Origin of the sequence: Sphingobium phenoxybenzoativorans (genome assembly GCF_018286635.1) — a bacterium.
Lineage (GTDB): Bacteria > Pseudomonadota > Alphaproteobacteria > Sphingomonadales > Sphingomonadaceae > Sphingobium > Sphingobium phenoxybenzoativorans.
Window position 1 is genome coordinate 2,119,011 of record NZ_CP073910.1, and the last position, 21,515, is coordinate 2,140,525.

Annotated in this window: 15 protein-coding genes; 11 read left to right on the plus strand and 4 right to left on the minus strand. The window is 60.7% G+C overall.

Annotated features, from left to right (window positions below):
• Window positions 1–5 precede the first annotated feature (5 nt).
• The 4 genes from KFK14_RS10315 (at window position 6) to KFK14_RS10330 (ending at window position 5,118) form a co-directional block, all read left to right on the plus strand.
• Window positions 6–1,427 (plus strand): MFS transporter, encoded by a 1,422-nt coding sequence (locus KFK14_RS10315; RefSeq protein ID WP_212610719.1) that lies wholly within the window; start codon window positions 6–8, stop codon window positions 1,425–1,427.
• Between the two features lie 44 nt (window positions 1,428–1,471).
• The gene (locus tag KFK14_RS10320) at window positions 1,472–2,413 is read left to right on the plus strand and encodes a TauD/TfdA dioxygenase family protein (protein WP_212610720.1); all 942 of its coding nucleotides are present in this window, start codon (window positions 1,472–1,474) and stop codon (window positions 2,411–2,413) included.
• A 96-nt stretch (window positions 2,414–2,509) separates the two neighbouring features.
• Window positions 2,510–4,141, plus strand: a complete 1,632-nt coding sequence (locus KFK14_RS10325; protein ID WP_246524986.1) for an arylsulfatase — start codon at window positions 2,510–2,512, stop codon at window positions 4,139–4,141.
• Window positions 4,138–5,118: a formylglycine-generating enzyme family protein gene (locus KFK14_RS10330; protein ID WP_246524987.1), complete on the plus strand. Its 981-nt coding sequence runs from the start codon at window positions 4,138–4,140 to the stop codon at window positions 5,116–5,118. Before KFK14_RS10325 ends, KFK14_RS10330 begins: the two co-directional genes overlap by 4 nt.
• A gap of 54 nt (window positions 5,119–5,172) precedes the next feature.
• Here KFK14_RS10330 and KFK14_RS10335 read toward each other — a convergent pair whose 3' ends face one another.
• A complete protein-coding gene (locus KFK14_RS10335) occupies window positions 5,173–7,104 on the minus strand; it encodes an outer membrane protein assembly factor BamB family protein (protein WP_212610722.1) in 1,932 nt (643 codons plus the stop codon).
• 48 nt (window positions 7,105–7,152) lie between these two features.
• Complete coding sequence (locus KFK14_RS10340) at window positions 7,153–9,198, minus strand: PQQ-dependent dehydrogenase, methanol/ethanol family (protein WP_212610723.1); 2,046 nt, start codon at window positions 9,196–9,198, stop codon at window positions 7,153–7,155.
• Window positions 9,199–9,884: 686 nt separating this feature from the next.
• Here KFK14_RS10340 and KFK14_RS10345 point away from each other — a divergent pair.
• The 4 genes from KFK14_RS10345 to KFK14_RS10360 all read left to right on the plus strand — a co-directional run bounded on the left by KFK14_RS10345 (window position 9,885) and on the right by KFK14_RS10360 (window position 16,807).
• Window positions 9,885–12,104 (plus strand): TonB-dependent receptor, encoded by a 2,220-nt coding sequence (locus KFK14_RS10345; protein WP_246525040.1) that lies wholly within the window; start codon window positions 9,885–9,887, stop codon window positions 12,102–12,104.
• Window positions 12,105–12,221: 117 nt separating this feature from the next.
• A complete protein-coding gene (locus KFK14_RS10350; RefSeq protein WP_212610725.1) occupies window positions 12,222–12,980 on the plus strand; it encodes an SDR family NAD(P)-dependent oxidoreductase in 759 nt (252 codons plus the stop codon).
• A gap of 119 nt (window positions 12,981–13,099) precedes the next feature.
• Window positions 13,100–14,761: an FAD-dependent oxidoreductase gene (locus tag KFK14_RS10355; protein WP_212610726.1), complete on the plus strand. Its 1,662-nt coding sequence runs from the start codon at window positions 13,100–13,102 to the stop codon at window positions 14,759–14,761.
• A gap of 66 nt (window positions 14,762–14,827) precedes the next feature.
• Window positions 14,828–16,807: an oxidoreductase gene (locus KFK14_RS10360; protein ID WP_212610727.1), complete on the plus strand. Its 1,980-nt coding sequence runs from the start codon at window positions 14,828–14,830 to the stop codon at window positions 16,805–16,807.
• A 118-nt stretch (window positions 16,808–16,925) separates the two neighbouring features.
• On the opposite strand, the gene KFK14_RS10365 is transcribed toward KFK14_RS10360, so the two are convergent.
• Entirely contained in the window at window positions 16,926–17,309 is a 384-nt protein-coding gene (locus KFK14_RS10365; RefSeq protein ID WP_212610728.1) for a nuclear transport factor 2-like protein, read from the minus strand.
• Between the two features lie 145 nt (window positions 17,310–17,454).
• Window positions 17,455–17,811, minus strand: coding sequence for a hypothetical protein (locus KFK14_RS10370; protein ID WP_212610729.1), 357 nt, complete (start codon window positions 17,809–17,811; stop codon window positions 17,455–17,457).
• A 669-nt stretch (window positions 17,812–18,480) separates the two neighbouring features.
• Here KFK14_RS10370 and KFK14_RS10375 point away from each other — a divergent pair.
• The 3 genes from KFK14_RS10375 to KFK14_RS10385 all read left to right on the plus strand — a co-directional run bounded on the left by KFK14_RS10375 (window position 18,481) and on the right by KFK14_RS10385 (window position 21,357).
• Complete coding sequence (locus tag KFK14_RS10375; RefSeq protein ID WP_212610730.1) at window positions 18,481–19,341, plus strand: OmpA family protein; 861 nt, start codon at window positions 18,481–18,483, stop codon at window positions 19,339–19,341.
• Between the two features lie 223 nt (window positions 19,342–19,564).
• Window positions 19,565–20,146 (plus strand): ANTAR domain-containing response regulator, encoded by a 582-nt coding sequence (locus KFK14_RS10380; RefSeq protein ID WP_212610731.1) that lies wholly within the window; start codon window positions 19,565–19,567, stop codon window positions 20,144–20,146.
• Entirely contained in the window at window positions 20,143–21,357 is a 1,215-nt protein-coding gene (locus KFK14_RS10385) for a CmpA/NrtA family ABC transporter substrate-binding protein (RefSeq protein WP_212610732.1), read from the plus strand. Before KFK14_RS10380 ends, KFK14_RS10385 begins: the two co-directional genes overlap by 4 nt.
• The last annotated feature ends 158 nt before the right edge of the window (window positions 21,358–21,515 follow it).

Here is a 21,515-nt window from a genome sequence, read left to right on the forward strand (position 1 = left end):
TCATCATGGCGACTGTTCTGCGAAGCACTGTCACGGCCAAAGCTGCGTCCGGTTCGCCGGGCAGGCGAAAGGGCGGCTCCACTGGGCAACTCAGCCCGTGGCGGCTGGCGGGCTTCGCCTCGCTCACCGTGCCGATCTACGCAGCGCAGATGCCGCTGGCGGTGCACCTGCCGGCCATTTACAGCCAGCATTTCGGTCTTTCGCTGGCGGCGATCGGCGCCATCTTCCTGGCGGAGCGGCTCTGGGGCGCTGCGGCGGACCCGTTGATCGGCGCGCTCAGCGACCGCACCCGGTCACGCTTCGGCAGGAGGAGGCCGTGGATCGTCGCCGGCGCCATCGCCTTCGGGCTGGCGGCGATAGCCCTGTTCTTTCCCGTTTTCGGCGTAACGCCCGTCTATCTCGCGGTGTCGCTGTTCATCATGTATCTGGGCTGGTCGATGATCCAGATCCCCTATCTCGCCTGGTCGGGCGAGATTTCCGGGGAATATCATGAGCGCACCCGGATCGCCACGTTCCAGGCAGTGGCGGGGGCATCCTCCTTGCTGCTCGTGCTGGTCCTGCCCACGATCATCGATCAGGTCGATCCGCAGGATGGCGCATTGAAACTGGGCGCGATGGGCGCGGTCGTGATCGTCAGCCTCATCCTGTCGCTGAATTTTGCCCTCCGCGCTTTCCCGGAAAAGCCCGCTCCCCTGACCCAGCCGGCCCGCCTGCCGCTGCGGGAAGCGCTTCGCGTGGTGTTCGCCGACCGCCTTCTGCTGCGCGTGCTGGCGTCCGACCTTGCCGTGACGACGGGGCAGGGCATTCGCTCCGTGCTGATCGTCTTTTTCGTCACCCATTATATGGGCCTGCCGCAATGGGCGAGTGGCCTGTTCCTGCTGCAGTTCATCTTCGGCATCGTCGCCGGGCCGATATGGGCGCAGATCGGCTACCGCATCGGCAAGCATCGCGCGGCCGTCGCCGGAGAAGTGGTGCAGATCGCCATAAATCTCGGCCTGCTGCTCGTCACGCCCGGCAATCTCCCTTTGTTGCTTGGCCTCACCGTGGCGCAGGGCTTTGCCCAGGGATCGGGCAATCTGATGCTCCGGGCGATCGTCGCGGACGTCGCTGACCGTCACCGCCTGGAAACCGGGCATGATCGCGCCGCGCTCTTTTTCTCGGCATTCAGCCTGTCGATGAAGGGCGGCATGGCGCTGGCGGTGGGCATCGCTCTGCCTCTGGTCGGCTGGCTCGGCTTTGATCCCGCCGCGCCCGCCAACACTCCCGCGGCGCTGAACGGCCTTCTCTACGTGTTCGCCTTTGGCCCCGCCGTAGCCCACCTCATTTCCGCCGCCTTCATCCACGGCTTTCCGCTGGATGAGGCAGAGCACAGCCGAATTCGCCGGGCGCTGGATGAACGCGACCACGCGCTCCAGCCCGCCGAATGACCCCGCCAACCCCCAACCCGACAATCCCACGGAAGGACAATGCCATGACTGCTCAGATCAACAATTTCATCAACGCCGCCGACGCGGCCAGCCCACTCGACATCGTGCCGGTCGCCGGACGGATCGGCGCGGAAATCAGGGGCGTTGCGCTCTCTGGCGATCTCGATCCGGCGACGCTTGCCGCGATCCGCGCAGCGCTGGTCCGGCACAAGGTGATCTTTTTCCGCGATCAGGACGCCCTGAACGATCAGCGGCATGAGGATTTCGCCGCCCTGCTCGGCGAACCCGTGGCGCATCCGACCGTGCCGGTGGCGGAAGGATCGCGCTACCTGCTCGAACTGGACTCAAAGGAAGGCTATGCCGCGTCGAGCTGGCACACCGATGTCACTTTCGTCGAAGCCTATCCGCAGGCGTCGATCCTGCGGGCGATCACCATTCCGCAGGCTGGCGGCGATACGCTGTGGGCGAACACCGCGACGGCCTATGAGGATTTGCCGGAGGCGTTGAAGCCGCTGGTGGACACGTTGTGGGCGACCCATTCCAACAAATATGACTATGCCGGCGCGCTCAGCATCAAGGACGCCAAGCGGTCCGAGGAATATAGCAAGATTTTCGCGTCGACCGTGTATGAAACCGAGCATCCGGTTGTTCACGTTCATCCGGAATCGGGCGAGCGCAACCTGCTGGTCGGTCATTTCGTCAAGCAGTTCGTCGGTCTTAACAGCGCGGATTCGCAGCGGCTGTTCTCGATCCTTCAGGATCACATCACCCGTCCGGAAAACACGGTGCGCTGGCGCTGGCGCGCGGGTGACGTCGCCATCTGGGACAATCGCGCAACCCAGCATCGCGCCATTGCCGACTTCGGTCTCCAGCGCCGGACGCTGCGCCGCGCGACCGTCGCCGGCACGGTGCCCGTCTCGATCGACGGCCGCCCCAGCCGCACGGTGAAGAAGGAGCGCGCGGTCGAATTGCAGCCGGCGGAATAACCGCTCCGCCCGGCGTTCCACGACGCTCCGGCCATTTTTGCCGCATCGGTCCAACAGGACCGGTGCGGCCCTATATTCCAACAATCCAACAGGTGGATGATGCGACTGAAAAATATGCTCTACACCCTCGCGTTCACCGTCGCATTCCAAGCTCATGCGGCGGAGAAAAAGCCCAATTTTCTAGTGATTGTGGCCGATGACCTTGGCTATTCGGACATCGGCGCATTTGGCGGGGAAATCGACACGCCGAACCTGGATGCGATCGCGTCGTCGGGCCTTAAGCTGACTGGTTTCCACACAGCTCCGACCTGCTCGCCGACCCGTTCCATGCTCTTGTCCGGCACCGACAATCACCGCGCCGGTCTTGGCACGATGGCGGAACTGATCTCCCCGAACCAGAAGGGGCAACCGGGCCATGAGGGCTATTTGCGGCCGGAGGTCGCGGCGCTTCCTGAACTGCTCGTGAGCGGGGGGTATCGCACCATCCTGTCGGGCAAATGGCATCTCGGCCTGACGGCGCAGCAGGACCCGCACGCCCGTGGTTTCCAGCACAGCTTCGCTCTGTTGCAGGGCGGCCATAATCATTTCGGCAATAATAGCGGGCCGAGCACCGCCACCTACACCCAGGACGGCAAGCCCGTCACCAAGCTGCCGGACGATTTCTATTCCTCCGACTATTTTGCGACCAAGCTGATTGAGCAGCTCAAGGCCAGCGGCAAGGGCGCGGAGGGCAAGAAGCCGTTCTTCGCCTATCTTGCCTTCACCGCGCCGCACTGGCCGTTGCAAGCGCCAAAGGCCGACATCGCCAAATATAAGGGCCGTTATGACGCCGGTTTCGATGTGCTTCGCGCGCAGCGGCTGAAGCGTCAGGCGGAACTGGGCCTGATCGACCCCGCAAAGGCGGCGCATATCCCCGCACTGCGCAGCGGCGGCTGGGACTCGCTCAGCGCGGATGACAAGCGCGTTGCCGCACGCGACATGGAAATCTACGCAGCGATGGTCGACCGGCTGGACAAGAATGTCGGCCGCGTGATCGATGCGCTGAAGCGCAGCGGCGAATATGACAACACCGTCATCCTGTTCCTGGCCGATAATGGCGCGGAAGGGCTGGACGTTGCCCGCACGGAGATGGTGGGCATCAACAAGGCCGCGGCCGCAGCGGACAACAGCTTCGACAATCTCGGCGCTGCGACGAGCTATGTCAGCTATGGCCCCGGTTGGGCGCAGGCGGCAACCGCGCCGTCCTGGCTCTACAAGGCTTATGCGACGGAGGGCGGAACCCGCGCGGTGTCGTTCATCAGCTATAAGGGGTTCGAGCGGAAGGGCGTGAACGGCGCGTTCCTCTCCGTCGCGGACGTCAGCCCGACATTCCTCGAACTGGCGGGCGTGGCCGATCCGAAAGGCAGCTTCCAGGGCCGGAGCGTTGAACCCATTCGCGGCAAAAGCTGGGTGTCCTATCTCAGCGGGAAGGCCGATCGCGTCTACGCGCCAAACGACAGTTTCGGGACGGAGCTGTTCGGCTCCCGCGCATTGCGGCAAGGGGACTGGAAGATCACCGACATTGGCGACGGCAAATGGCGGCTGTTCAATATTGCGGAGGACCCAGGCGAGACCAATGACCTGTCGCTGGAGCAGCCCGACCGGCGCAAGGACCTGATCGCGGCATGGGATGTTTATGCCAAGGATGTGGGCGTGATCATTCCCGATCAGCGGATTTATCAGCCGTGATCATCCGTCGGTTGCTGCCCATAATCTCCCTCGTGGCGCTTCTGCCGCTCACCACCGCTGCTATCGACCGGCCGGCCTATGGCAGTGTGTGTGAGCGTGGGGGAGACCAGGCGATATGGGTGCCCGCTGGAGAAGCCCTGATCGGAGACGATCGGGGCTATCCAGAGGAACGGCCTTCCTATCGGGTCAAGGTGCCCGGCTTCTGGATCGACCGGCATGAAGTGACCAACGCGCAATATGCCCGTTTCGTCGCCGTTACCGGCTATGTGACCCAGGTGGAGCGGCAGGGGGAGTCAGTGGTATTCCGGCCGCCAGGGCTGGGCGAGCGACCCGTTGAACCAAGCCAATGGTGGCATATCGTCAAGGGTGCGGACTGGCGGCACCCTGAAGGGCCGGGCAGTGACCTGGCAGGCCGCGATGACTATCCGGTGGTTCAGCTTTCCTATGCCGACGCGCTTGCCTATGCGCGTTGGGCAGGCCGGTCCCTGCCGAGCGAGGAGCAGTTTGAGCGTGCGGCGGGGGCCGGGCAACCGGATACGCTGACGCAGCCGGGACCGGATGCGGCCAATAGCTGGCAGGGCGAGTTTCCCGTCCAGAACGACGCGGTTGACGGCCATAAGGGGCTGGCCCCTGTCGGATGCTATAAACCCAATGCGTTCGGCCTTCAGGACATGATCGGCAATGCCTGGGAATGGACGAAAAGCTGGTACCTGCCCGGTCACGGTCCGATGGTGTCGAATGAGAGCGCGCCGGACAATCCCAGTTTCGATCCCGCCCAGCCCGATGCGCGCGCTCGCGTCATCAAGGGCGGCTCGTTCCTCTGCGCCCCCAATTATTGCGCCCGCTACCGCCCGGCGGCCAGGCACGCGCAGGACGAACTCTATGCGGCCTCCCATCTGGGGTTCAGGACCATCGACAGCGCGCGTGCAGGTCCGGGTCAGCCGGCGGTCCCGCAAGCCGGGCGGCACGGCATTTGAGAGGCTGAGCATTGCTCGCCGCCGGGCAATGCTCAGGCTGCGTGGGCGGCGCGGCTATGGCTTGCCGGGCATGCTCATCAGGAAAGCGGTGAGGTGGCCCACATCCGATTCCGATACGACATCGGGCACCATGCGCGGCATGGCTTCCGACTTCGGATTGCGGATCCATTCCGCGACCTGATCGCTGGTCGCCCGGCCTGATATGCCTGCGAGTTTCGGACCTGCCTGGCCTTCTCCCGCCGCTCCATGACATGCGGCGCACATGGTCTCATACAGCGCCTTGCCTTTTTCCGCGTCTGGCTTCTCCAGAACGGCAGCGGCCTTTGGCGTCGCTGCGGATGTGGCAGCCGCCGGGGCTGGCGCTGCGCCTACGGCATAGATGACCATCGTCGGAATGCCCGAAGCGCCGAAGGTCGACCGCGATACATTGCCTGAGGTCAGCGCCACATATTGCTTCTTGTTGACCTCATAGGTGACGATGCCGCCCGCCAGCGCGCCGCCCGTGGCGATCTTGCGAAGCACTTCGCCATTGGAGCTTCGCAGCGTGTAGAAATTCCCGCCCAGATCTCCCGCAAAGGTCACGCCGCCCGCAGTCGGCGTAATTGCCGAGACGACAGGGAAACCGGGTTTGAACTGCCACCGGATATGGCCATCATCCGGGTCGATCGCCGTAATGGTGCCGTCCGGCTTGTCGCCATCGGCCATCATGCGTCCGCCATAATAGACCTGGCCCATAACATAGGGCTGCGGCGCCAGAGTGATCTTGTGGCACCAGTCGACCGCGCCCGCGATCAGCGAGCGGTTCAGGCGGTCAAAGGCAACGCCATTCCATTCGATCCCGCCCAGCACGCCCGGACAGATGGTTATTCCTTCGGGCGTCGCCGTCTTGAACAGATTGTGCAACCGCACCACTGGCCGTTTAAAGACCATCTTGTGGCTTGTCCGGTCGATCACATAGACATGACCGTCCTTGTTGCCCAGCGCGACAAGCTTCCGCCCGTCCTTACCCTCGAACAGCATCGGTGGCGACGTCACGCCATAGTCGTGATTGTCCGATGGCCGGGTCTGATAGAACCATTTCAGCTTGCCCGTCTTGGCGTCGAGCACGACAATGGAATTGGTGTAGAGATTGGTGTGCTTCTTGTTCCCGACACGCGGGGCGGTATCCAGAACGGGGGCCGGATTGGCAACCGGAACGAACAGCTCGCCAGTATCGGGATCAAGCGCGTAGGACGTCCATGTGCCGCCGCCGCCCTGTTCATAGGAACGCCCCTTCCAGGTTTCGGTGCCGGGTTCTCCCTCCTGCGGGACAAGGTTGAACTGCCAGAGTTTCTCACCTGTATTGGCGTCGAATGCGAACATGCGCCCACGAATGCCGCCCTCGCTGTTGGCGATGCCGATGAACAGCATGCCGTTCCAGACGATCGGCGCTGAGGTGAACAATTCTCCCTTTGCCCAATCGATGGCTTGCTTTCGCCATATCTGCTGACCCGTCAGCGCATCATAGGCGATGATGCTGCCATCGGGCAGGCCACGGAAAAGCTTTTCGTCAGAATAAGCGACGCCGCGGTTTACCGGGATGCCCTCCTTGGCCATGGGCCGGTAGGTGCTTTTCCAGATGATCGCGCAAGTCGTCGGATTGATCGCCATCGTCACCCGGCCAATGGTGATATAAATCATGCCGTTGGCCAGGACCGGGCCGGGGTAGAAAGAGCCAAGCTCTCCGACCTGAACGCGACACACCTCTTGGATATTCGCCGCGTTGTCAGCGTTGATCGCGGTCAGATCGGAAAAGCGCTGCCCGCCAAGACTGCCATTGTAGAGCGGCCAACTGGTGACTTCGGGAAGGGGGGGAGGGCCCTCCATCGGGTGATGCCCGATTTCCTGCGCGGCCAGCGATGAGCCGATTACCGACAGCGCGAACACTGCGCCAGCGCCAGACATTATCGCGCCGCGCCAGCCGCTCTTGCGCTTGTATATTTTCATCACTTCATCCCCTCTTTACCCGGTGTGGCCCTGCCCACCGGCAAATGACTACATGGCCTGGCCGAAATCCTCGGTTTCCTTGTCGCTTTCCGGATTATGCGCCTGCGCCCGGATATATTGGCGCACAGCGGCCAGATCCTTGGCGGAGATATTGTCGAACTTCGGCATGTTGTTGGGCTGGAGAATGCCGTCCCGCACCACCGCGAGGAAGGTTTCCTCGGACAAGGGGATGAAGGACCGCCGCAGATCGGGCGCCATGCCGGCGGCCACAGCGCCAAAGCCGTGGCACAGGGTGCAATGCTGGGCGTAGATAGCGGCGCCCTGGCTGGCCAGCGCCGGGTTCGGCCTGTAATCGGGATCGGCCGGTTTCGACCAGTCCGGTTCCACCTTGGGCGGCAAGACCGCTTTGCCATCGAGCGCGAAGGTCAGGACGCGGCGCGCCATTGTGCGATAGTCCAGCCTGTACCGCTGAAGCATCGCTCCGCCGCTGCTGGAACTTGTCCCGAAGCCCGTGAGCACCGTGACATATTGCCGCCCCTTTACGGAAAAGGTGATGGGTGGCGCGACCGACGGGGCCTGCGTATCGAACGACCAGAGGCGTTTCCCATCGACAGCCGAATAGGCGCTGAACCTGGCGTCGATCCCGCCCTGAAATACCAGGCCGCCGCCTGTCGAAACCACGCCTGCGGGCACCATGCGGGGGGCCTGCACCCGCCACATCAGCTTTTGCCGGACCGGGTCCCAGGCGATAAGCGAGGAGGTGTAGTTGCGCGGTCCGCCGTCCTTCACCTTGAAATCCGCCGCAAATCCCGGCCCGCCGCCGACGGTGACGTCGGTTGGAGGCAGCCAGCCCGCGCCGGAGCCGTCATCGGAGAGTCTGGCGGACAGCTCATTTGCCGGCAGGTACACCAGCCCCGTCTTTGGGTTGTACGACATGGGCTGCCAATTATGTCCGCCAAGCGAGGTCGGGCGGACCACTGCCGGGTTCGCATAGCGCGCCTCAGGATTTTCGACCGGACGACCCGTGCTCAGATCGATCTTGGACGCCCAGTTGACGTCCACGAAGGGCTCAGCGGAGATCAGCTTTCCGGTGATCCGGTCGATAATATAGTAGAAACCGTTCTTGGGAGCCGCCATCAGCACCTTGCGCGGCTTGCCGTCGATAATCAGGTCGGCCAGCGGCATGTCCTGAGTGAAGGTGAAATCCCAGGTTTCGCCGGGATTGGCCTGATAATGCCACTTATATTTGCCGGTTTTCGCATCGACAGCGACGACGGAGGCAAGAAACAGATTGTCTCCCTTGCCCTGGCTGCGAACCCGGTGATTATAGGGATAGCCATTGCCGGTGCCGATAAAGACGGTGTCGGTTTCAGGGTCGTAGGTGAATGCATTCCACGGCGTTCCTCCGCCGCCGAACTTCCACCATTCCCCCGACCAGGTTTTCGCCGCCATTGCCATGGCTTCATTCTCGAAGCCCTTTGCGGGATCGCCCGGAACGACCCAGAACCGCCACAGCGTTTTGCCTGTTTCGGCGTCAATCGCCGTCGCATGACCGCGCACCGCGCCATAATCGCCGGAATTGCCGATGATCAGCTTTCCGTCGAAAATGCGTGGCGCGCCCGTCACATAGCTGCTGTCATCCTTGTCGAGCGTCGGCACTTTCCAGAGCGGCTTGCCGGTCTTTGCGTCGAGGGCGATAACGAAGCCGTCATGCGTGACCGTGTAGACCTTGCCGTTCCACCACGCGATGCCCCGGCTTCCCCATCCGGCATGCTGCTTGGGACCTGCAGTCTTGTAGACCTCCGGGTCATAACTCCACAGCAGCTTGCCGGTAACGGCGTCCACCGCATGCACAAAGCTGTATCCCATCGCGAAATAGATGACGCCATCCACTGCGATCGGTTGGGTGACCGTGTTGCCCGCGGGAAGATCCAACGACCAGGCAAGGCCAAGGCGTTCTACATTGCCAGCGTTTACCTGATCCAGAGGGCTGTAATGCTGCTCGCCATAGGTACGCCCATAGCCAGACCAGTCAGCGCCGCCCGAATTGTCCAGCAACCGCTCGCTGGGCTTGACGCCGTGCATGGCGGACATGGGACCGGCGCCGATGATCATTGTCAAAAGCAGTGGGGCAGCAGCGTATATTTTCAGAACTCGGCCCACATCCTTCTCCCAATATCGTCCCGGCGATCCGGTCATTGCTTCTCCGCAAAATTGGAGAGAGTGCTGAACCTGACCCACGGCCGGAGCCGGACGGCGGAGGGTTGAAATCCGCCATGGCGCCTGCAGCCGCGAAATGTTCGAGATGGGGAGTGACAAGGGTTCCGGCAGGGCGAACGCGCCGTGCGAGAATGTCCGTCATAGATCCCCTCCCAGACTGTGCCAAATCCACATGCCCGCTCGTTCTTTTGCCGCGAGAGGTGCGCCTGAAATTGGTTGGCGCATGATCACAAAGATGCAGGCGGAACTCTATCGCCCGTTGGGCAAGGGAGCCTTTCCTTTGCCGCATGTTGACCCGTTTTAGGGTCGCGAGCAGATTTTCGGTGACTGGTAGGTAACTGTTTTAACGCCAGAAATATCTGTTCAATTCTTCGGATTGGACATGGGCAAGGCTCGCTTGCTCAACCGGCGATGGCGTTATCGATTTGTGGCTGTGAACATAATCCCACCAATGCAAGCGCACCGCTCCCCGCAAGAAGGAGCAGCGGGCACATATTTTGGGAGGGGGTAAATTGATGCTTTGCAAATTCTTGACGTCATCCGCAATCTTGACTGTGGCTATGCTGAGTGCAGCGGCTGCAAACGCTCAGGAAGCGGGTGTCGCACCGCAGGACGCGGCCGCTGATCAGGGCGCAAAAATCGAAGACATCGTCGTAACCGCACAGCGGCAGGTATCGAGCGTACAACAGACGCCCCTGTCGATCACGGCTATCGGCGGTGACATGCTCAAGGATCGCGGCATCGCCAATCTGGATGCGCTGACGCGCGCAATTCCGAATGTCAGCTTCTCCCGCATCGGCGGTGACGGGCGTATCTTCATTCGCGGCATCGGCATCGAGGGGCTGGACGCAAGCACGGACCCGCGTGTGGCTGTTTACACCGATGACGTCATCAACGCCCGTTCGCAGGCAGCGCTGGCTTCCCTGTTCGATATCAACCGCATCGAGGTGCTTCGCGGTCCGCAGGGCACCCTATATGGCCGGAACGCCACCGCGGGTGCGGTCAATATCATCTCCAATGATCCTACCGATTCCCTGGAGGGCTATGCCTCGCTCACAGCCGGCAACTATAACCTGATCCGGGCGGAAGGCGCGATCAGCGGCCCGCTCTCCGATACCGTCTCGGCCAGGCTCGCTTTCCAGACCAATGACAGGGACGGCTTCGGCAAGAATATCGTAACCGGCAATCCCGTCGACAATGAGCGGAGCAGGGCGGTTCGCGCCAAGCTGCGTTTTGAACCGACCGACAAGTTTCACATGACCCTGACCGGCGACTATCGCTGGGAGAAGGACGCTTCCGGCGGCTACGCCTATGTCCGTCCCAACCCCTTCCTTGCCGACGTCAATGTCGCAAAGGGCTTTGCGCATGCCGCCAGCAGGCGTGACCGCGGCGGTCTCGATCAGCGCCTTTTCATGGAAAATTATGGGCTGACTGCGAACGCCACGCTGAACCTTGCCGATGATGTCGATCTTACCTCGGTCACCGGCTATCGCCATCTCGACCAGGTAAGCGCAGGCAATGGCGGCGATGACTCGACCGCGGTCAGCACGGCGATCGATCTCAACACCAAATCCGACCATTGGTCGCAGGAACTGCGTCTATCGCTCAAAAAGGGTCCGGTGGACCTGGTTCTGGGTGGTTTCTACTTCCATGAAAAGAACAGCTTCTCGTTGAACGCTGGCGTCTCCCCACTCTTTTTCGGGGGCACCAATTCGCCGATCTACCAAAGCTTCGGCCAGGGCGGCACGCAAAAGACCGACGCCTATGCCGCCTTTGCTCAGGCGACCATCCACGTCACGGACAAGCTCGGGATCGATCTTGGCGCACGCTACAGCCACGAAAAGCGCGACATCAGCCGGTATAACCAGCTCGATTTCGTGAATCTCTATCGGCTCAACGCCCCTCGTGTCGTCGGTTGCGTCGCCCCCCCGATCACCGGTTTCGTGTTCGGCGTCACAAGCTGCAGCAGCAGCGGTGTAGACGGGGCTTCCTGGTCCTCCTTCGACCCGAAGGCCACAATCCACTATCAGTTCAGCGACCGGGTCATGGCCTATGCGACCTATTCTCGCGGCTTCAAGAGCGGCGGGTTCGATTTCACCCAGTTGAAGCCGGCGTTCAATCCTGAAAGGCTGACCAACTATGAGGCTGGCATCAAGGCCGACATGTTTGATCGCCGGCTCCGCGTGAACCTGTCCGGCTTCTACTATGATTACAGCAACCTTCAGATCACGATCGTAAACCTGGAACCGCCGACGCCCGGTCCGGTCACGATTAACGCGGCGAAGGCAAGGCTCTATGGCGCAGAAGCGGAAATCACCGCGGTTCCGGTCGATGATCTGAGGCTCTCGTTCAATCTGGCCTGGTTGCACAGTGAATATCTCGAACTTTTCGACACGAATATTTACACGGGGCAGGTCGAAAATCTCGCTGGCAATCAGCTCACCTCGGCGCCGAAATACAAGCTGGTGGGTGAAGCGGGTTATACCTTCCATGCGGGTTTTGCGGACATCACGCCGCGTGCGGAACTGAGCTGGACAAGCCGGGTCCAGTTCTCTCAGTTCAACTATGACTTCCAGTCCCAACCCTCTCGCTGGGAACTGAACCTGTATCTGGATATAGTGCGCAAGAATGATTGGACGATCAGCGCCTATGGCCGGAACGTGACCAACAAGCTCTACTTCCTGACGAACGTGCCGGACTCGACCTGGTCTGGCGCCGCCATGCTCGGTCAGGCTGCTCCGCCGGCCACATATGGTCTGTCCGTCACGAAGCAGTTCTGAACCAAGGACTAACCTGCCGCTGCCGGTCGCGACCGGCAGCGGCAGGCGAATATTGAGCGTACGTTACGGTGAGCCAATCCGCCGGATAGGCCATGATGCCATGCTTGGGAGAGAGTGGTGGGTTCACTCGAAGGCAGATGCGCGATTGTGACCGGCGCGGCCTACGGTATCGGTTTTGCCGCTGCGCAACGCTTTGCGAGGGAAGGCGCTTTTGTCGTCATCGCGGATATTAAGGGGCATGAGGCTGCGGCCGAGAGTTTGCGGGCGGAGGGTCTGAACGCGTTGGCTGCCACGGTTGATGTGACGAGCGACGAAGATGTGAACGGCGTAGTTGCACAGGTGATGGCGCAACAGGGGCGTATCGATATTCTGGTCAACAACGCCGCCATTTCCGCCGAATTGCGGCCCGCGCCGTTTGAAACGGCGACTGCCGAGCAATGGCATCGGATTTACGACGTCAATGTCGTTGGGGCCTTCCGGATGTGCAAGGCGGTGTCCCCCCATATGAGGGCGGCCAAATGGGGACGCATCATCAATGTGACGTCCGGTGCGGCCTTTGTCGGGTCGGCCGGGATCATGCATTATGTCGCCAGCAAGGGAGCGATCATCGCCATGACCCGCACGCTCGCCAATGAATTTGGCATAGACAATGTGCTGGTGAATGCCGTGTCTCCGGGTTTTACCATTACCGAAAGCGTGAAATCGGCTCCCGAAATATGGGGGGACTATATGGCGCCAGCCATTGCGGCGCGCTTCATCAAGCGGGACGCGCTGGCTCCGGATGTCGCCAATGTCATGCATTTCCTTGCTACCGAAGATGCTTCTTTCATGACCGGTCAGACGCTTACGGCGGATGGCGGCACGGTGATGCACTGATTTGGGATTGGCTTTGTAATGGCTGACCTGCCGGCGGACGGGAAGATTCAGGCCCGACATTATTGGCGGTCAGTACGACGATATATTGGCCAGATCGGTCTCGAAGCAGGAGCCTTGTAATGCAAGCCGATGTGGTGATTGTTGGTTCCGGTGCGGCAGGCTTGACCGCAGCCATTCTTGCGGCGCGTTCTGGCCTTTCGGTTCTCGTGCTTGAAAGCACATCGGTGATTGGGGGAACGTCCGCAATCGCTGGCGGTGGTATCTGGATCCCCAACAATCATCTGGCTGCCGCCACGGGTGTCGAGGACAGCAAGGCGATGGCCGAGGCATATCTCCGCGCTGTTCTTGGCAATCGCTATGATGCCGCCAAGATCGACGCATTCCTTGAGAATGCGCCGGATATGCTCCGCTATGTTCAAGATGCCACGGATGCCAAATTCATGCCCGTGGCGGTCGGCGACTATGTCCTCGGAATGCCTGGCTGGACAGCAGGCCGCACCCTCATACCCTGTCCCTATGATGGCAACCGGCTTGGTTCTCTTCTGAAAAAGCTCCGGTCGCCCATACCCGAAATGGGCCTCTTTAGCGCGATGCAGGTCACCTTTCTTGATCTGGCTATTTTACGGCACTGGAACCGGTCGGTGTCGAATTTTGCCGGCACAGCCTCGCTCCTCGCGCGGTATGCATGGGATAAGCTGAGGCATGGCAAAGGTGCCCGGCTGGGAAATGGCAATGCGCTGGTGGCCGGACTCTTGCGTAGCGCCATCGATAGTGGCGTGGAGATCTGGACCGATGCTCCCGCTCAAGAACTGATCAAGGACCAGGTGCGCGTCACTGGCGTAGTTTGCCGTCGCGAGAGCAGGAGCGAGACAATCAATGTATCCCGCGCGGTCATTCTCGCTACCGGCGGCTGTGGGGCCAATCCTGAAATGCGGCGCCGTTATATTCCCGACACGATATCTGACCTGTCTCTCCAGCCTGAAGGGTGCACCGGGGGTGGATTGACGATGGGAGAGGCCGCCGGAGGCCGCATCGAGCATGACAATGAGGATAACGGAATCTGGGTTCCCGTATCGGTGTCGCAACGCAAGGACGGCAGCATCGCCAAACTACCCTCGCTCATCCTGGAGCGTCATTGCCCCGGATCGATCATGGTCGATGCGGCAACCGGCCGGCGGTTCGTGAACGAGGGGCTTAGCTATCAGCATTTCGGCCGCACGGCGATCAAGCATGACATAAGAAAGGCTTATATTCTGAGTGACGCCCCGGCCGTCAGAAAATATGGTCTCGGCATGGTCAAACCCGCGCCCTTCTCCGTCCGGCCGTGGGTGGAAAAAGGATATGTGATCGAAGGCGATACGGTCAGTGAACTGGCCAGCAAGATTGGCCTCGACGCATCCATCCTCAACAAGACGATAGCCGATTTCAACAGGCATGCAGTGAATGGTGAGGACCCGGATTTTCAGCGTGGTCAGGACAGCATATCGGCGGGCGCTGGCGATCCCGAACACAAACCCAATCCAGCGCTTGGGCCGCTGAAGACCGGGCCATTTTATGCGCTGCCCATAGTGCCCGGCGACCTGAGCATCTTTGCGGGTCTGGAGACCGATGCGCATGCGCGGGTTACGGACCGGACGGGAAACCCTATTCCGGGCCTGTATGCCGTTGGCCTGGACAGCAACAGCCTCTTTCGCGGCTGTTATCCCGGAGCGGGCGCGAGCATCGGTCCGGCGATGACCTTTGCCTATATCGCGGCCAGGGACATCGCCGCCGCCGCATGACGTTTTACATGGGAGTGGTTGGATGCGCTGCAATTCCCGCTCCCCGTATTGGAGCAAAGACATCATATGATTGCTGAGGCGCAGGAAATTCAGGGCAACAGGCTCTTAACACCGGTTCGGGTCGGTACAAGAACGCTCAAGAACCGCGTCGCCATTACCTGTCACGTCTATGGCCTGGAGGTCTATGATCCTGGAGAGAGCGGGGACAGTCACGCCGCTTATATAGCGCGCCGGGCCGAGGGGCCGGGTCTTATCGGCATTACCGGTATCGTTCCCCCGACAGCCGATGAAATCAGGCCGGGCATGCTCGAAGGTTTTGCCGAAAAATTCCGCCGGCTTGCCGACATTGTTCATGAACATGGCGGGGTGGCCGTCATCCAGATCCTGGGCACAGGCGCAAAGTGGCGCAGCGGCCTGTTCGGAAAACGGGTGCCGTGGAAGGGGGAGGCGCTTTGGGCTTTTTCGCCGGTGCAATCCGATCTGGGAACTGAAGTGGCGCATGCCATGAGTTCCGGCGAGATCGAGTCCCTCATCGAGGGCTGGGGGGTGATGTCCGAAGTTGCCGTTGCCGCCGGTCTCGATGGGATCGAACTGCACGGGGCGCAGGGCTACCTCTTGCAGCAGTCGATCAGCCCCTGGATGAATTTCCGGAAGGATAAATGGGGCGAGCCCCTGGCTTTCTATAAGGCGGTCCTCGACCGGACGCGCGCGGCCATAGGGCCGGACGGCATTCTGGGGCTGCGTTATGCGACCGATGATCTCCGCCCGCCAGAACAGGGCGGCCTGGGGCGGGACAGGTTACGGGAAATCGCCGTCGAGCTCGTATCCGGCGGCCAGATTGACTATGTTAACCCCAGCGAGGGTTCCGCATCCTATCACTATTCCCATGCGATTGGCACTTATCGCCGGCCTCATGGAGATTTCCTGCCCGGCGCGTCGGCGCTGCGCCAAGCGATCGGCGCGAAAGTTCCTGTAATTGGCGTTGGACGCATTACCAACGTAGATCATGCTGAGGCTGCCCTGGCGCGGGGCGACTGCGATATTGTGGGACTGACGCGCGCCCATATCGCCGACCCGGACATTGTGAAGAAGCTGTTCAGAGGTGAGCGCAATCGCATCCGGCCCTGCGTGGGCGCCAATACAGGGTGCATCGATCGCAACGCCCTGGGTCTGCCGGTGCGATGTTTCCACAATCCAGAGGCGGGGCGCGAAAGCGAGATAGAAGATCTGTCGCAGGCGGATGCGCCTCGTCGAATTTTGGTTGTTGGCGCTGGACCGGCCGGACTTAAAGCCGCTGAGATCGCGGCCCGCCGAGGACATGATGTTGTGATCATGGATAAGCGCACATATCCCGGAGGGCGGCTGGCGACGATCACTGACAGGACCAGCGCTTACGAAATGCTGGGCGCAGTGCATTGGATCGGCAAGGAGCTGGAATTGCTTGGCGTGGAGATGCGTCTAGGCACCGAGGTGAACGCAGCCCTCCTGGAGAGTGAGAAGTTCGATACCGTCATTCTGGCCACCGGCTCCAAACCCGCTGAGCATCGGTTGGACACTGACGGCAGCGTTCCTGTTCTAAGCACCGATGAGGCGATGGAAGCGCTGTCCGACGCACAATTTACGAATGTGCTTGTGCATGACGTGTTGGGTAGTGAGGAAATTGCGGTTGTAGTGGAGCAATTCGCTGCGGCGGGCGTCAAAGTCACCACGACCACTCCCAACCCGTCAGTGGGGCAATTTCTGGGCTGGACCCATATGGGCGATCATGTGCCGCGCTTGCTGGCATTGGGCTGCGCCATTGAGGAGCGGACCATGGTAACGGGCATCGCCGGCGGATGCGTGATGACCGTGGATCAACTCAGCGCTCAGAAAAAGACCCGCCCGTTCGACGCTTTGATATGGGGGCATAGCCGCTTGCCGGATGTGACGCTTGAAGATGCGGCGCGCCAGATTTGCGGAGATGTCCACGTCATTGGCGATGCGAATGCGCCTCGCGACGCCATGCTCGCCTTCCTTCAGGGCGAAACCGCCGGGCGCGCAGTCTGAGGTTTTTGAACTTCGGGGTAGCTGCTCAGCTATGGCCCATAAAATGTGCGTTGCGGCTAAAGTTGACGATTAAGCGCGCAACGCACGATATTCATTATGCCCCTAGAAGGGGCGCAGTTCAGGCGCGAAGAACCTTGACGACTTTCTCGTCCTCCACCTGCCAGGTCAGATAGCTGTATCGCTGGATCAGACCGGAAGGGGCGAGGCGCGTGCTGATGAGGAAATAGCGGTTGGACGAGGGGCCAGTCACGAAGCCTTCGGCCATCACTGTGTCGCCGGATGCGACGAATTTGTCGACTTCATGGTCCTCCGCAAGCTGTTCAGGCGTCGCAGTTCGCTCATAGTCATAGACGAGTTCGCTAAAATCCTGAAAGTTGAGCGCTTCGCCGCCGCGCAGCGACGGGGAAATGATCATGGCGTCAGGCTCAAAGTGGGTCAGCGCCTCGGCGAAATGGCCGGTGTCGATCAGCCTCAGATATTCAAGCACATGGTTTGTGGACATATCTCAACTCCTATGATGCATGGAGGCTGCTGCTTTTCAGCGCCTCCTATTATGGTGCGGGCTTCGGCACCCAAAGTCGGTTGGCTGATAGGTAAGGCGGGAGCTTGGCTCCGACCGATATCGCCTTACCATTCCATGCTGTGTCTTAGCCGCGCAGAATCTTGATGGTTTCGGGGTCTTCGACAGCCCAGATCAGAAAGCCATATTTCGTGATCAGCCCTTCCGAATTGTACCGGGCGCTTGTCATGTAATAGCGGCTTATTCCCGGCGCCTTGATGAAGCCTTCGATGATGCTGGCGCCTTCGATTTCAAACACTCTGTCGACTTCATGATTACCGGCGCGCTCCTCAGGAGAGGCGTTCCGCTCATACTCATGGACGAATTCGCGAAACTCTTCGAAATTCATCGGCACGCCATCGTTGAACAGCGGCGTGGCGATCATGGCATCCGGCGAAAATAGCTTCAGGGATTCAGTGAACTGCCCACTGTCGATCAGGCGCATAAATTCCAGCACCGGATTGGGTTTTGTGGCTGTGATGGTTGTCATGTGTGACCTCTCGGAAAATTGTGATCGGGCTATCTTTTCTTGGAACCCTGGGTGAAGTCTTTGGGCTGATTTGCGCGCTTTAATATTGCTCGTTTGGCATGAGAGCTTGGCCCGCCCGGCAATGCTGTTCTTCGGACCCGTTGAGAATGAAGTATCCAGGGGGCCGCGCCACTAAGGCTCCCGTCTGTTACGGAGGTGCAGTAGTTGTGCGACGGTCAGCGCTGATCAGGTGGCAGCGTCAGATGGCCGACAGAGCTATACCAGAGAGGTTCAGGGGTATCCCGGAGACGTGTCTGAACGAATGCAACCTAGGCGCATGCTCAAATATAGCTGGCCTGTTCGTCCAACAATTACCGAAAATATCATTAAGGCGGCATCGGTTTGTCGCATGAAAGGTTCGAATTGCCGACACAATTACGGGAGCTGTCCGAAGTGTTCATGCGCCCGAAAGGTTGGGCCGAACACGCAGAGTATCCATAGCGTTCAGGTGTGGATTCGTACCGCACATCTTACGAGGCGAAATGGGAGGGGTTCTGACAGCCAATGCGCCATCATGCGGTCGGCAGTCGGACGAAGAGCTGCGATCATGCAGGCCCGGCTAGTTGAGTTTGAAGGAGAAGCGCAATGAGTGGTATTTCCAAAAGTCCGAAAGTTCTTTTATTGCTTGCCATGCTTGCCGGGACGGCATCTGCCAGCTTGGCTGCGCAGGCACAGGAAGGCAGCGGAGCCGACGCTCCCGCTGTGACGGTAGATGGCACCCGCCTCGCTGCGGGACCGGAGGTTAAGGGTATCATCTCCGCACGCAGCGGCGACAAGGTGCAGATCACGAGTGATGACGGGACCAGCACGGTCGTTGTCGTTAATGACCAAACTCAGATCAAGGCCAGCAAGGGTCTTTTCAGCAGCAGCAAGCTTGCCGCGGCCTCGCTGCTCAATGGCCTGCCTGTCACCATCAAGACCTTGCAGGCGCCTGAGGGTCTGATGGCGAGCCAGATCAAACTGCTCGGCAAGGATCTTAAGACTGCGCAAATGATCCGCAACGGCACCGATCAGCGCTTTGCTGAGCAGACGGCCGCAACGGAAGCATTGCGTGGCCGTGTGGGCGATATCGATCAGTATAATGTGAAAAGTACGACAAATGTGAACTTCGCAACCGGCAAGGCTGTGCTGTCCGCCCAGGCGAAGAATGATCTCTGCACGGCGGCGACCACCGCTCAGGGGATGGATAACGCGCTGCTTCTCGTCGTGGGATATACCGATTCCACGGGCAGCCAGGAATTCAATCAGGTACTCAGCGAAAAGCGGGCCAGTAGTGTCATCAACTATCTTCAGCAGGCCTGCGGATGGAAGCCTTATCGCATGCTGACCCCCACCGGGATGGCCGAAGCTGATCCGTTGGCGGACAATGAAACGGCTGAAGGCAAGGCCCAGAACCGCCGCGTCGCGGTGAATGTTCTGGTCAGCAAGGCTGTCGAAGGTATGTGAGATGCGCGGGGCGGGTCAGCCCGCCCCGGCTTTTTGGCTCTGACGCGCCAGTTCGGTCGCGGCCGAAATTCAAATCTGGCGACGTTAATCTGAGAAATGAGGCTGGCTCGATAAAGCCGCATTTCAGGTGGCGACCGGTTCACGATACCTGATCGGGTCCGCCTCGCTCGACATTGACGCGGGCCTTCAAAATCCTGCAATGCTCCTAACCAAAGGGGCCTCAATGCGGATTGTCATCATCGATGATAGCGGACTGCGCGCGACTGTCCTGGAGGAAGGGCTGCGCGAAGCGGGCTATGACGATATTCATATCGTTCCGCCGCGCGGCGCTTTTGTCGCCAGGCTGGAGCGTATGGCTCCCGACGTGGTGCTGATGGATCTCGGCAGTCCCAGCCGCGATACACTGGAGGAAATGCTGACGGTGAGCCGTGCGCTGGCGCGGCCTATCGCGATGTTCGTTGATCAGTCGGACGAAACGATGATCGGCGCTGCGATTGACGCCGGTATATCCGCCTATGTCGTCGATGGGCTGCGCAAAGAGCGTGTGAAGCCCGTCCTTGAACTCGCCGTGCGGCGCTTTAACGCCTTTGCGAAGATACAGGCGGAGCGAGACGAGGCGCGCACTGCGCTGTCCGACCGCAAGATCATCGACCGCGCTAAATCCATCCTGATGAATCAGCGGGCGCTGAGCGAGCAGGATGCTTATGCGCTACTTCGGTCAAGCGCCATGAATCAGGGCAAGAAAATAGTGGAGGTGGCGCAGGCGCTGATCACCGCCAGCGACCTGTTGGGAGGAGGGGTATGACAACGAGCCTCAAAATTGCCTTTCTTCCGCTTACCGATGCTGCTGTGCTGGCTGTAGCGCGCGAGCGCGGGTTCGCAGAAGCGGAAGGATTGGCGCTCGACTTGGTAAAGACGACCAGTTGGGCGACTCTTCGCGACCGGCTGGTCTATGGTCAGGTACATGCCTGCCACATGCTTGCGCCGCTGGCGGTAGCAGTTACGCTGGGTCTCAGCCAGCAGCCCGCCGCGCTTGCCGCGCCTTATAAGTTGGGCGTCAATGGCAATATGCTGGTGATGGCGAGCGATTTCGCCAAAGCGCTGGAGCCCGACGTGGCTGCGCGGCTGGCCGATCCCGTCGGTGCGGCACATGATTTCGCCGCCGCGATCGGGCTGTGGCGACGCAAGCCGGTGATTGGCGTCGTGCATCGCTTTTCCAGCCATTCGTTGATGCTGCGCTATTGGCTGGCGAGTGCCGGGGTCGATCCGGACCGCGACCTGGTGCTCCGCGTTCTGCCGCCGTCGCTGACCGTTGAAGCTATGCAGGCGGGTGAGATCGACGGCTTCATCGCCGGCGAACCCTGGGGAAGCGCGGCGGTTGAAGCCGGATTGGCTGAAACGGTTGCGATCGGCGAAAGGATCTGGCGGCGCGGCGTCGAGAAAGTTCTGGCGTTTCGCGAGACCTGGTTGGAGGAAAATCCCGATACGGTCGATAAGCTGCTGCGCGCGCTGGCGCGAGCGGCGGCGTGGTGCGACGAGCCCGCCAATCGTTCCGCGCTGGCCGATCTTCTCGCCGATCCGCGTTATGTCGACCAGCCCGCGCACCTCATCATGCGCGCACTTTCAGGGCAAATCGTGGCGCGCGCGGGCGATGTGCCGATCGCCGCGCCTGACTTCATGTTGTTCAGCCGTGAGGCGACGCCTTTCCCTTGGCGCAGCCAAGCGCTGTGGATCTATTCCCAGCTCGTGCGATGGGGCATGGTCGATCATGATCCCGTGACGGCGGCGCAAGCGGCGGCGGTTTTTCGCCCCGATGTCTACCGCCGCGCACTGGCGCAAAGCGATGTTGCGATGCCGGGCGCGAGCATGAAGCTGGAAGGCGCAGTGGAACTGCCGCTGGCGGTGGGGTCGCGACGCGGGGAATTGACGCTGGGGCCGGACCGCTTTTTCGACGGGCGTGTGTTCGATCCGGAGAAAATCGACGAGTATCTGGCCGCATTTGCGCCGACGCGTTGAATCGACAGCGAAATTTGTGCCTTGCAACATAACGCGAATCGCGTGATGATATAAGGGTCGCGCGACGAAGCGCGCTTATCCGGATGCGCTGTCCCAAGGGTGGGATCGCCGTCCTCTCCATATTTCGCAGCAAAGCCGCTGATCGGGCTTGCCCCATG